Origin of the sequence: Planococcus sp. FY231025 (assembly GCF_052078085.1) — a bacterium.
Taxonomy (GTDB): Bacteria; Bacillota; Bacilli; order Bacillales_A; family Planococcaceae; genus Planococcus.
In genome coordinates this window covers 237775-250285 of the sequence record NZ_JBQJJG010000004.1, presented here as the reverse complement: position 1 = coordinate 250285, position 12511 = coordinate 237775, and the positions used below count along the sequence as shown (strand labels likewise).

The 12511-nt window shown below is 54.7% G+C and carries 13 protein-coding genes and 1 tRNA gene; 7 read left to right on the top strand and 7 right to left on the bottom strand.

The window, feature by feature from the left end; genetic code table 11:
• Positions 1-115: 115 nt before the first annotated feature.
• The 7 genes from ACTL32_RS04575 to ACTL32_RS04545 all read left to right on the top strand — a co-directional run bounded on the left by ACTL32_RS04575 (position 116) and on the right by ACTL32_RS04545 (position 5834).
• Positions 116-212: transfer RNA gene (locus ACTL32_RS04575), tRNA-Sec, on the top strand.
• Positions 213-556: 344 nt separating this feature from the next.
• Entirely contained in the window at positions 557-1561 is a 1005-nt protein-coding gene (locus tag ACTL32_RS04570; protein WP_441340351.1) for a glycosyltransferase, read from the top strand.
• Between the two features lie 26 nt (positions 1562-1587).
• Positions 1588-2637 (top strand): selenide, water dikinase SelD, encoded by a 1050-nt coding sequence (gene selD, locus ACTL32_RS04565; RefSeq protein WP_441340350.1) that lies wholly within the window; start codon positions 1588-1590, stop codon positions 2635-2637.
• Positions 2638-2725: 88 nt separating this feature from the next.
• On the top strand, positions 2726-3622 hold the full coding sequence (gene phnD, locus ACTL32_RS04560) for a phosphate/phosphite/phosphonate ABC transporter substrate-binding protein (protein WP_441340349.1): 897 nt from the start codon (positions 2726-2728) through the stop codon (positions 3620-3622).
• Between the two features lie 12 nt (positions 3623-3634).
• Entirely contained in the window at positions 3635-4390 is a 756-nt protein-coding gene (gene phnE / locus ACTL32_RS04555) for a phosphonate ABC transporter, permease protein PhnE (RefSeq protein WP_441340348.1), read from the top strand.
• 14 nt (positions 4391-4404) lie between these two features.
• Positions 4405-5175: a phosphonate ABC transporter ATP-binding protein gene (phnC, locus tag ACTL32_RS04550; protein WP_441340347.1), complete on the top strand. Its 771-nt coding sequence runs from the start codon at positions 4405-4407 to the stop codon at positions 5173-5175.
• 59 nt (positions 5176-5234) lie between these two features.
• Positions 5235-5834 (top strand): polysaccharide deacetylase family protein, encoded by a 600-nt coding sequence (locus tag ACTL32_RS04545; RefSeq protein ID WP_441340346.1) that lies wholly within the window; start codon positions 5235-5237, stop codon positions 5832-5834.
• Positions 5835-5888: 54 nt separating this feature from the next.
• On the opposite strand, the gene ACTL32_RS04540 is transcribed toward ACTL32_RS04545, so the two are convergent.
• The 7 genes from ACTL32_RS04540 to ACTL32_RS04510 all read right to left on the bottom strand — a co-directional run bounded on the left by ACTL32_RS04540 (position 5889) and on the right by ACTL32_RS04510 (position 12509).
• Complete coding sequence (locus ACTL32_RS04540; protein WP_441340345.1) at positions 5889-6092, bottom strand: thioredoxin family protein; 204 nt, start codon at positions 6090-6092, stop codon at positions 5889-5891.
• A 201-nt stretch (positions 6093-6293) separates the two neighbouring features.
• The gene (locus ACTL32_RS04535) at positions 6294-7040 is read right to left on the bottom strand and encodes a hypothetical protein (RefSeq protein WP_441340344.1); all 747 of its coding nucleotides are present in this window, start codon (positions 7038-7040) and stop codon (positions 6294-6296) included.
• A 126-nt stretch (positions 7041-7166) separates the two neighbouring features.
• Positions 7167-7865, bottom strand: a complete 699-nt coding sequence (locus ACTL32_RS04530; protein ID WP_441340343.1) for an aspartate/glutamate racemase family protein — start codon at positions 7863-7865, stop codon at positions 7167-7169.
• Positions 7866-7980: 115 nt separating this feature from the next.
• On the bottom strand, positions 7981-8718 hold the full coding sequence (locus ACTL32_RS04525) for an SDR family oxidoreductase (RefSeq protein WP_441340342.1): 738 nt from the start codon (positions 8716-8718) through the stop codon (positions 7981-7983).
• A 12-nt stretch (positions 8719-8730) separates the two neighbouring features.
• The gene (locus ACTL32_RS04520; protein WP_441340341.1) at positions 8731-10461 is read right to left on the bottom strand and encodes a M28 family peptidase; all 1731 of its coding nucleotides are present in this window, start codon (positions 10459-10461) and stop codon (positions 8731-8733) included.
• 46 nt (positions 10462-10507) lie between these two features.
• Positions 10508-11776, bottom strand: coding sequence for a hypothetical protein (locus ACTL32_RS04515; RefSeq protein WP_441340340.1), 1269 nt, complete (start codon positions 11774-11776; stop codon positions 10508-10510).
• A 4-nt stretch (positions 11777-11780) separates the two neighbouring features.
• Positions 11781-12509, bottom strand: a complete 729-nt coding sequence (locus ACTL32_RS04510) for a creatininase family protein (protein WP_441340339.1) — start codon at positions 12507-12509, stop codon at positions 11781-11783.
• Positions 12510-12511 lie beyond the last annotated feature (2 nt).

Below are 12511 nucleotides of genomic sequence, written 5' to 3'. Positions count from 1 at the left end.
AGGGCGCCCTGAATCGCAAAAACCGCTTTTCGAATGGTCCGGCAGGCTGTTTTCCGGAGCACCTTCCTTGCAGTTCAGGCCGTTCCGATATACAATTAATACGCTTCAACGATACGGGGTTGGATGGGTGACTGGTGTCTTCCTGGGTCTTCAAAACCCTGAGGGGCCTGCGTGCCAGGCTCGGTGGGTTCGATTCCCACACGATCCCGCCATACATACAATACGAAAAGCGGAAACGGCCCGTTTAGCTCTGAAAGGCATAAGGCAAACCAGCGAAGTGGCGGTCTTTGCCACACAGCTGGGTTGACTTATGTCCCGAGGAGCTGGCCGTTGAAGTCTCGACACTAAATAGAGCGCGGAAGAGTTGTATTTTCTCGACCACTCAAAAAGGCCGCCTGCCGGGCGGCCTTTTTCTATCAAAATAATCCGGCTGGCCGGAGGGTCCAGAGATGACAAACTCCCCTAGTTTCAGGATAATCAAAGGATGGAATGAATACTTCCGCCGTTTGGCCACGTTCCATACTGTACGGAGCAGAAAAAGGGGGGTGATTCTTCCATGAAAATTGTATTGGCCGCGCCCAATTACCCGCAGCCGCGGGGCAATACTGTGACGGTCCGGCGAATTGCCGCAAACTTGGAGAAACTCGGCGTCGAGACCGAAATCGTCGCTGCGACCGGCAGCCACAGGGCGCATTCGCTGCCCCCTGCCGACCTGGTGCACGGCTTTCATGCTTATTATTTCCATCAGTTTCTGCAGCAGCTCGGCCAACAGCCGGATGCCTATATCATCACGATGACCGGCACCGATCTGAATGTGGACCTGTACCATCCCGAGAAACGCAGCGGTGTCCTAGAAACGCTGGCCGGCGCAAAAGCGATCCACGTGTTCGACGAAGCGGCTAAAGAAGCGCTTCTTAAGGAAGCACCGCAATTTGACGACAAGGTATTCCCAATCCCCCAAGGCGCCGGCGAATTCCCTTCCGGCCATCCGGAAATCCGCAAGGAAGCGGGCACGTTTTTATTCGTGCTGCCAGCAGGGATTCGCAAAGTGAAGAACATCCCCTTCGCCATATCGGCGCTGGCCAAGCTGCACGCGGAGTTCCCGCAGCTGCGGCTCTGGCTCGTGGGTCCGGTGCTTGAAGAGGCGGAAGCGGAAACCGTGCTCCGCCTTGTCGAGCAGCATGCCGGCTGGGTCCGCTATCTCGGCGAACTGCCCCACGAAGAGATGGGTGCTGTTTATGAGAATGCCGATGCCGTGCTGAACTCTTCCTTATCGGAAGGCCAGCCTGCCGCGATTACCGAAGCGATGGGCTATGGATTGCCGGTATTGGTATCGGACGTCCCCGGCAACAGCGGCATGGTTGAGAATGGCAGGACCGGGTATTTGTACAAGGATGAGGAAGAATTCTTCCACTTTGCTCGAGAGCTTATGGAAAACGGCGACGCAAGGCGCCAGATCGGGCAGCAGGCAAAACAGTATGCTGCCGATCGGCATTCCGCCTCACGTGAAGCGGAAGCCTTGCTGGAAATATACCGCAGCATCGTGCAGCAAGAGCGTTAAAACAAAAGGAAAAGAGGCGAATCAAAATGACTGAAAAAGATATGGTTAAATTGACATCTTTATCATCTAAAGGCGGTTGAGGCTGCAAAATTGGTCCTGAGGACCTGGCGCAGGTTCTGCGCCACTTACCGAGAAATGTAGAAGACCCTAATCTGCTCGTCGGGCTGGATACAGCAGACGATGCAGGCGTTTATAAAATCAGCGAGGACGTCGCGCTCGTCCAGACATTGGATTTCTTCACGCCTATCGTGGATGATCCGTATATGTTCGGACAGATCGGCGCCGCCAACTCGCTCAGCGACGTGTATGCGATGGGCGGCAAACCGCTGACCGTCATGAACATCGTCGCGTTCCCGATCAACACGCTTGATAAGGGCATCCTGGCAGACATCCTTGCCGGGGCTTCCGATAAAGTGAAAGAATCCGGCGCCACATTGGTCGGAGGGCATTCCATCGATGACCAGGAGCCGAAATTCGGGCTGTCGGTCACCGGCACAATCCATCCGGACCGCATCCGCTCCAATGCCGGTGCACGTCCGGGCGACCGCCTGATCCTGACAAAACCGATCGGCGTCGGCATCCTGACGACCGCCCTCAAGCAGGGCCTTTTGGACAAAGAGGATTTGGATGAAGTGATGAACGTCATGGCGACGCTGAACAAAGCGGCAGCGGAAGCCATGGATTCCTACACGGTTAACGCCTGTACGGACATTACCGGTTTCGGCCTGCTCGGCCACACGATGGAAATCGCCAAAGGCGGCAGCGTCGGCGTGACCATTTCGAATCAAGACGTGCCGGTCCTTTCAAAAGCGAAAGAGCTTGCGGAAAAGAAAGTCATTCCAGGCGGAACGTACAAGAACCACAGCTGGCTGGCCAAAGACATCGATTACGATGAAAGCATCTCCATGCTCGACCAATTGATCCTTTGCGACGCTGTGACATCCGGCGGATTATTGATTTCCCTGCCGGCTGCAGAAGCGGACGCATTGCTGCGCGACTTGCAAGATAAAAACGTCCAGGCAGCCGTCATCGGCGAAGTAACGAGCGAAAACGCCGGCCGCATCCACGTGATTTAATTCTGAAACAAGGACTCCGCTCGAGTCCTTGTTTTACATAATGCCCGAAAGTGCTATATGAAAAAATAAACGAAATGAGGTGCTCCCATTGAAAAAATGGAGCCTGCTCGCTTTCCTCCTGCTCCTGACAACCGTCTTGGCAGCTTGCGGAAGCAGTTCAGAAGAATCATCCGGCAGCGGACCGGACAAGGATGCCTTTACGATCGGCGTCATCCCTGCACAGACGGAAGGCGAAATGGATACGGCGATGAAAAAGCTCCAGACCCTCCTGACCGAGGAACTGGGCCGCGAAGTTTCCATCGAAGTGTATCCGGATTATAACGGCGTAGTGGAAGCGATGAACTACGACCAGATCGACATGGCTTATCTCGGGCCGTTGACGTACGTCATCGCCGAAGCCAACAGCAATGCCAAAGCAATCATCACGCAATTGATCGACGGCAAGCCGTATTACCATTCATACATTATTACCCACAAAGACAGCCCGTTGGCTTCCATTGAAGACCTGGTGGCCAAAGCCGGCGAAACCGATTTTGCATTCGGCGACCCGAACTCGACTTCCGGTTCCCTGATTCCTTCAATCGAATTGCAGGACCGCGGCGTCTATACATCGGAAGATGACAACGAATTCGCCACAGTCCGCTTCACCGGTTCGCACGATGCGACAGCATTGGCAGTCCTGAACAAGCAAGTGGATGCCGGCGCCATCGACAGCGCCATCTACGACCAGCTGGTGGAATCCGGAAAAATCGACGGCAGCCAGTTCAAGACCATCTGGAAATCCGAGGAATTGTTCCAATACCCTTGGGCAGTCCTGGAGAGCACGGATGAGGAAACCATCAAGACATTGCAGGAAACGTTCCTGGCCATCGAAGATCCTGAAATCCTCGACGCTTTCGGTGCGAGCGGCTTCACGGAAGCTACAAATGCAGATTACGAAAGCATCAAACAGGCAGCCATCAAGCAGGGAATCATTAAAGAATAGAGTTGATTACGGGTGTGGTTTAAAAAAAGCAATCTACTGACATTGGCTATATTGATCCTGTTCGTGTTCCTCAGCATGCGGCTGACGGAATTCGATCTGTCGAAATTCAAGGATTTCCGCAATATGATCGACTTTCTGTCGCAATGGTTCCCGATGGATTTCTCTTTGCTGCCGGACATGGTGCAGGATACGCTCGAAACCTTGGCGATGGCTTTCCTCGGAAGCGTGCTCGGCCTGGTGATCGCATTGCCGATCAGCTTTATCGCAGCGCGCAACACGTCGCCTTCGCCGTTTTTATTCCAAACCTCGCGCATCGTGCTGAGCTTTGTCCGCTCGATTCCGGAGATCGTCTTCGGGTTGATCCTGCTGACGACGCTCGGGCTTGGGCCGTTTCCGGCCGTGATCGCCATCATGTTCCATAATGTCGGCGTTTTCGGCAAATTGATCTCCGAATTGATCGAAGCGGCAGACCCGGGGCCGCAGGAAGCGATGAAAGCGGTCGGCTCGAAAACCTGGGTCGCCAATCTTTTCAGCATCCTGCCGCAAATCTGGCCGAACGTGCTGTCCCAGTTTTTCTACCGCTTCGAAGTGGCCATCCGCACGTCCCTGATTCTCGGGTTTATCGGCGGCGGCGGGATCGGACAGCGCCTGTTCAACGACTTTAAAACCTTCCAGTACTCTTCCGTCTCACTGGACGTGCTGATCATCATGATCATGGTCATCATCATCGACTTCCTGGCCAGCTCCGTCAGGAAGCGGATTATATGAAGGAGGCCCTTTCCATGATCGAAATAAAAAACCTCTCTGTCCTCTACGAAGGAAACACCGAGGAATCGCTTTCTGACGTGAACTTGTCATTCGAGAAAGAGGACTTTATCTGCGTGCTGGGTAAAAGCGGCGCCGGCAAGTCCACGTTCATCCGGTGCATCAACGGCCTGCAGAAGCCGACGTCCGGGGAAATCCTCCTGAACGGCAACACCATCACGAATGCCAGCGAAGACGAGCTGCGGAAAATCAGGCGTGAAATGGGGATGATTTTCCAGCATTTCAACTTGATCCCCCGCCTCAGCGTGCTGCAGAACGTATTGACCGGCACTTTCGGCTACCGGCCGTCGTTCAAAAACCTGATCGGCTGGTTTTCCGCCGAGGAATTGGAATTTGCAAGGAGCGTCATTGCTGAAGTCGGGCTTTCCGAAATGATGGACCGCCGGGTCGAACAGCTGAGCGGCGGACAGAAACAGCGCGTCGGCATCGCCCGCGCCCTGATCCAGCAGCCGAATGTACTGCTCGGGGATGAACCCGTCGCAAGCCTGGACCCCGGCACGTCCAACCGGATCTTCACGCTGCTGAAAGAAATGCACGAGCGGCACGGCCTGTTGACGATCATCAATGTGCATGACATCGAACTTGCCAAACGCTATGCGACCCGCATCGTCGCGTTGAAGGATGGCAAAGTGATCTTTGACGGCCTGCCGCAAGACTTCACGGAAACGGAATACCAAGAAACATACGAGTCTCAGTCCCAGGATTATTTCTTTGGCGCTGAAATCTGAACGGACAAGGAGGAATGGGCATGACCAAAAGCCCTTGAGCAGTTGACTTTTCCAGAGTCGTGTACGGCTCTTCCAACCCTGACATCCTGACACATAGCCCGGCACCGGATAAAAAGAGCGTTGTCCTGACCTTTGATGACGGCCCTAGCCGGGCACTGCCACGCATTCTTGAGGCTTTGCGGGAGGCGGATGTGCAGGCAGTCTTCTTCTGGCAAAGCCGCCTCCTGCATCCTTCGCGGCCATGGGCGCGCGTATTGGCTGAAGGCCATCAGATCGGCTCGCATTCCTTCAAGCACAGCAATCTGGCGGCTCTCCCGTACGCCAAACAGTACGACGACATCAATAACAGCGTCGAAAAGATCCGGCTCGTAACCGGGGGTACCGTGAAATATTTCCGTCCCCCGTTCGGCCAGTTCAATGATGATACGCTGAAAGCGGTAAAAGCTTTGGACATGGTGCCCGTCATGTGGCGCGTAGCTTCGATGGACTGGGAGCTTCAGAAAACGCCGGAAAAGGTGATTTCTACGGTCATCGACAACCTCGAAGACGGGGCCGTGATCCTGCTTCACGAACTGCAGCACACCGCCGATCTCCTGCCGGAACTGATCCGGGCGATCCGGAACCAAGGCTACGGATTTTCTTTGCTGCCGAATTTTTAAAATTAAATGCAAAAAGAAAGGATTCCCTTAATTCGGGAATCCTTTCTTTTTTGATTACGAGCGGGCAAATTCGATGATTGCCTCTTCCGGAATAAAGCCGACCGACCGTTTCACTTCCTCGCCGTCTATGATCAGGATCAATGTCGGGATGCTTTGCACACCGAATTGCCGGGCCAAGTCCGGCGATTGGTCAACGTCCACTTCATAAAAATCTGCTGAATCCAGTTGTTCAGCTGCGCTTGAGACCACCGGCCCCAAAAAACGGCAGCTGGGTCACCAGTCGGCAGTGAAATCGAGCACGAACGGCTTGCTGTTCTTCACGCGCTCGGCGTATTCTGCTGAGTCTATCGCTTTCACCATGTTTTGAACCTCCTTCCGCTTGATAAGTTATTGCTTTTTCAGTGTATCGGCTGCCAAGCAGTGCTTCAAATGTTCCGGCTTTCTAAAAAGATATCAGAGTTATGGAATCATGAAATGTTCTATCTCTCCGGAAAGAAGTTCTTCATCCCACGGATACCATAACCACTGTCCACCTTCGTTGTAAATATGGAAGGCGTGGGCAAACGGTTCACCGGTATAGAGGATCATTTGGTAAATTTCGGGGTCCTCCTGGCTGTAAACCCGGCCTCCAGCGGGAGGTTCGGCTCCTTGCTTCAACAACTCTTTGAAGGTATCCAGCTTCTCTCCCTCAATGCGGTTCAGCAGTTCCGGCTCATTAGCGGTTGCGTATATTTCAACAAGGTCCACCGATTCGAGTTTAACGTCTTTGAAATGAGGGGGAAATTCTTCACCCTTCTGTTCTGCCAAATAGAGCTGGTAGCCATTCACTTTGCTTTCATCGGCGATAGCGAGGAAGTCCGGCATCTCCTTGACGCCGAAAAGCGCGGTGCCCTCCTTCCAAAAAGCCGCATCGCCATTTTCGACTTTGTAATACGGGTCATTAATGTTGTCTGCCACTTGGAAAGCTACAACTCCAATCTCCTTTCCGATGCTGTTCTTTTCGGCGAGGACAGCAGAGTCGGCTGAAACATAATGCGTGCCTTCAAATTGGACGAAATCCACCCAATCAATGATAGTCGCCGTTTCCTCCTTTTGGTGCAATTTCTGTTTTTCAACATCTTCCCCGCTCTGGTTGGGGACAGCATTAGCCGATTCGCAAGCTGAGAGAATTATGGAAAAGAGCAATAAAAATGATAATTTTTTCATGGAAAAACCCCCAGTGGTTTTATAATTCACTGAGTAGACGCTTCCAGGAAAAAAATGGTTACAGGAAAAGGTGCATTTTCAAAAACTTGAGCCGTTGCGCAGTTTCCTGCCTCTTCTGTACCGGTTTTATTCCCCCACCATCGCTTCTGCAATTGCAGCGGCATGGATTTCCAGTGTATCCAGCTGACGGATTTTTGTGTCTTCCGGCTTGATGAGCATCGGCAGTTCCGTACAGCCCAGGATGATGCCATCGATCCCATCCTCTTCCACCATCCGGGAGATGATGTTCAGGAATTCGTCCTTCGTCTCCGGCTTGACGATACCCTTTTCCAGTTCATCGACGATTTTTTCGTGGATATAATCCTGTTCGGCCCCATTCGGTACCACGAGCTTCTTGCCGTTCGCCAGAAACGGCTCTTTGAAAAAGTCGTTTTCCATCGTGAATTTCGTGCCGATCAGTCCTACATTTCCAAGATTCAGCCGGTCCGCTTCCCGGAACGTTTCCTCAACGATGCTGATCATCGGAACGCCGGATTCCTGCCGGACTTCCTCGAAGACGATATGCGGCGTATTGGCGGCGAGCACGGCGAAATCGGCTCCTGCTTTCTGCAGGTCGCGGACAGCTTCCGCCAAGTATGCCACCAGTTCCCCTTCTTCACCGCTGTCCAGCAAGTCGAAGATTTTATACATATTGATGCTGTGGATCAAGAATTCCGGGAGTTCTTCCGGGTTGCCGGTTTTGTCCTGATAGCGCTTAATGATTGCCTGATAGTATTCAACTGTCGATTCCGGGCCCGTCCCGCCGACCATTCCAAGTTTCGGCATGCCTTCGCCTCCTTCGTAAATTTCCCTTTGCTCTCCGTATACCCGTTCCGGTTCGGAGCTAGCCATATTTCCCGGAAAATGAAAAAGGCGGATCCCAAAGGACCGCCTTTTGTTCTTATCCCTGTTGGAGCGGACGCACAATCACTTCGTTGACTGCCACGCCGAGCGGCTGCGAAGCGGCATAGAAGACGGCGTTTGCGATGTCTTCGCTGGTTAGCGACGGGATGTTCGGGTCTTCAAAGCGCGGTTTGACGTCCGCGTCTGTGATGAATGACGCCAATTCCGTCTCGACGACCCCGGGCGAAATGCTTGTCGTCTTGATGTTGGTCTGTGCCAACTCCTTGCTTAGCCCTTCCATGAAGATGCGGACCGCGTATTTTGTGCCGCAGTAGACGGTTCCGGACGGGAAGACCCCATGGGCCGCAACTGACGCGGTCGTGATGATGTGTCCGCTGTTGCGCTCCTGCATATGCGGCAGCACCGCCGCGATGCCGTAGAGCACCCCTTTGATGTTGACGTCGACCATCCGGTCCCATTCGTCGACTTTCAGCTTGTCCATATACGACAGCGGCATAAGGCCGGCGTTATTGAACATGATGTCGAGCTGGCCGAAAGTGCTGATTGCGAATTGCGCAAGGTCTTCCATCTCCTGTCGGGACGTAACGTCCGTCACTTTCACTGCCGCTTCGCCGCCCCCTTTTTCAATGGACGCCTTCAGCGCATCTAACCGGTCCACACGGCGGGCAGCGAGCACCACTTTTGCTCCTTCCTCTGCGAATTTCCGTGCTGTCGCCTCGCCGATGCCGCTTGAGGCTCCGGTGATGACGATGACTTTTCCGTTCACTTCAGACATCTCTTCCCCTCCTTATTCAATTAGCCCTTCAGCAATGCGGCATGCTTTCAGGAGTCCGTATTCGACTTTATTGAGCCGCCTTTTCAGGAATGTCTGCCATTCCAGCTCCTCTTCGCTTCCCGGTTCCGCCGAAGCGAGCCGGCCGATGTCTTTCAGGAGCGGCACCACCGGCTGGTTCATTGCCAGATCCTGGTCGAACCGGTCCCCGCTGATGTAGTTGAGCGGAATGAGCTCATGCGCTATCGACAGCATCCCGCTGTTGAACGCTTTGGCCGCTTCATCGGTCCAGTCCCTGTCTTCTACGGCTTTCTTGAGCTCTTCACCGAGCCATTGGAGCAAGGCGGCCCTTTCAAGCGCCCGCGACAGGTCCAGCCTGCCGGCAGCAACTTGCTGATAGCCCTCAAGCGCGATCCGGATCTCCCTTGCGCCCGCCGCATGGTCGAACGGCAGGACCTTCCGCGTACAGGCATCGTGGATCACCGACACATAGACCTGGCAGTCGCGGCGCAAGTTGGCCGGGTCCAATTTGTCGAGCGTGTCTTCGGTCGTATGCCACCACCAGCCGAAACCGCCGGATTTGATGCCGCCGAACAGCCGGACCAGCGTCTGCGATGCCACATCGTCGCTCAAGGGCTGTTCGGACATGCCCATGAACAGCGCTGGAATCCCCGTTCCCCAGAAGGACTGGTCGCCGCCTCGGCCAAAGCGCTTGCCGATGAATTCTTCGCCGGTCAGCGCCTTGACGAATGAACCCCCGTATTCGCGGGTTTCGGCCATGCAATTGCTTTCGCCGAGGATCACCGCACCTTTGCCGCCGAGCGAATCGGCGTAAACGTGCAAGAGGCAGTTTTCATGAAGCTCTTCCCAGTGCATGTCGTTGTAATAGGCGGATCCCGAATAACGGCCATGTGAATGTCCGGACCAGAACGCGAGCCGCAGCGTCCGGCGGAGCGGCACCTCCCCTTCCACGAGCACCCTCGCGGTTTCCAGCATCGCCGCGTTCGCGCTGCCGTTGTCCATCGCGCCGTAATGCCAGGAGTCGATATGTCCGCTGAACAGGATGAATTTCTCGGGTTCCGTTTCGCCTTTGAAATCCGCGGTCAGCGTCGGGATTTTCCGCCATCCGGTATCGACCACCGTTTTCAGCCACGCTTTCACCGGTTCGTTGGAGCGCGCCAATTGCTCAAGCAGCACCGCACCTTCGGTTTCCGTGACCGACAGCACTGGGATTTTCGGAAACTCGCCCTTCGTTTCGGGAGTCGGATTGCCCCATACACGGGACACGGTCATTTCGTGGGTGATCGACCCGTTGATGAATATGCCGGCAAGTGCCCCCGCTTTCTCCAGGGCTTCTACCCCGCCGGGCGTCGCAATGCCGTCGGTCAGCACAATTTTACCCGCCGCTTCCATGCCTGGAGCCAACGATTTTTTGTAAATCAGTTCCCCTTCCATCCCTCCGTCGCCGGTCGAAACGGACATCGAATGGGTGATGCACGGAAAGCGGACGCCCCCGGCTTCGAGTTCTGCCGAAACCGGCAGACTGATCAGCCCGTCATGGAACGTCAACGCAGTTTCCGCTCCGAAGCCGTCAAGCACCCCTTTCACATATTCGAACGCCCGCAGTTCTTCGGGCGAACCCGAAAGCCGCACTTCTTTTGCGATTGCCGCAGTGAAGGCCATCAGTCCATCGGCAGAAACGGCCTCCACCAGACCCTTTTGCAATTCATTCAAATCGGTGGCCATGCCCAACACTTCCTTTCTCTGACAAGCTGCCTTTATCCTCCGACGATCAAAGGACGAAATCCTCTTTTGCCGTCTTCACCTGTTCAAACGGCTGAAATTTCCTCCCGCTCAAATCACTGACGGCATCAATGAAGGTGTTCGTGGTATGCGGCGTGTCGTAAAGGATTTTGAAAAAGTCGGCGCGCTGCTCTTTCGCAACTGAATCATACGCTTTGCCCACCATCCACCGCCCATAATAATAGGACGGATAATAGGTTTTCTGGATAGGGTCCGAGAAGAAGCGGTAGCAATTGTTCGCTTCGATCTCCCCGAGCAGCCCTTTCTCCATCATGTAGGCGACCGCTTCCGACTTGTCCATTTCGCCGGTATTGAACAGATAGCAGGCGTTCGTCATCGCCATGCGCTGCATGTCGATCCAGTCGCGCGCAAGCTTGTACTGCGCTTTTTGGGCAAGCGGAATCCCTTCCGTCTCTTCTTCGTCCCGATCCCAGCCGAGGAAATGCAGGGCGCTTTCCGGCCCGCCTTCGAACAAGGCGTTTGTCGGGGTGTTGATGAGGTAGTACGACGCTTCAAGCGGCAGCTCTCCTTGCAGGAACAGGTAATCCCAGCGGCAATAGAACGCCTGGTGGCCCGGATAGCCTTCATGCGTCATAATCTGCGCCAGTACCGGTTCGGTCCACGGGCGGTCGATATTGAATGTCAGGTTTCCGCGGAAATCGCCGGTGTACTTGGAATAGCCGCTCCAGAACACCCCGCGGATGGACTTGATGTAATCGATTCCGTCCTCTTCCGGCAGCCCGATGACACGCTGCAGCGTGCCGATTTTGCTTTTGTCTTTCATCGATTCCGCCACTTCGACCACATTGTCCGGCGCAATCAAGGTCTCCTTCAGCCAGCTTTCCGCTTTTTCCTTTAAAGTTCCCTGGTAGCCGAGATTCGTGAGCCCCGCTTCCACCAGCTCGCGGTGGCCCGCCATGGCCTCTTCCGGAATCAGCGTAGACGGAAGCTCCTGGATGTTCGCGATATATTCGGCATATGGCAGATCGTCGCCTTGCAGGCTGCGCACGAAATAGCCTTTGGCATTGAGCATCGAACGCAGGTACCTGCCCGGGTGGCCTTCGAGGTTCCGGATGTCCTTTTCCACCTCTTCGATTTTCCGGGCGATGGCATCGAGGCTTGTAAGCGACGGCTTGAGGCTGCTGTAGCTTGCCGTCGCCACTTCGGTTCCGTGCATCGCTTTCGCCTGTTCGTTCAAGCTCAGTACAATATCGACAATCGCATCGCCTGTCGGCTGCGGAGTCCAACGTAACGTCATTCTTCTATCCCCTTTCGAGTTGCTGTTCAATTTCCCAAAGCGTATCAATGTCTTGGAGCACCAAATCGACCATCATGCGGTACAGCTGCGCGCCCTTTTCGGCCGTCGCCGCTTCTGCATTGCCGGAAAAGGCTTCCGGGTAGAGGGCGATGCCGCCGTTCTTGAACCGGAAGCGCTTCGCCAGTGGAATTTCATGGCTGCCGACCCCTTCAGTGAACGCGTAGCGCTCATCGATCGCCAGGACGAGCGACGTCTCATCTTCCCCCGCATGGCCGGGATCCGGCGCGATTTTCTTGATGTCTTCGCGGTAGTCGATGTACCAGTTGATTGTCAGTGTCCGCACCCCGAGGTCTGCAAGCTTCTCCGTCACAATGTCGAGGCTCGAGATGTTGCCGCCGTGCCCATTGAACAGGATAATGTTCGTAAAGCCGTTCTGGTGGAACCCTCTGCAAATCTCGAATACGTAATTGCCGAACGCTTCCGCGGAAACGTCGATCGTCCCCGGAAACGGCGCAAGGCCCCAGGAATGGCCGTATGCCACTTCGGGCGCCATCAGGAGGCGGTCCCCTCTCGCTTCTTCCAGCCGCCGTACGAATTCGCGCGGAATCAGGACATCCGTCCCGAGCGCGCAATGCGGCCCGTGCGCTTCGATCATGCCGATCGGCAAGAGCACCGTATTGACGGTCTTCTGCATTTCTTCAAAATCGCTTAAATTCATTGTCATCATATCCATTA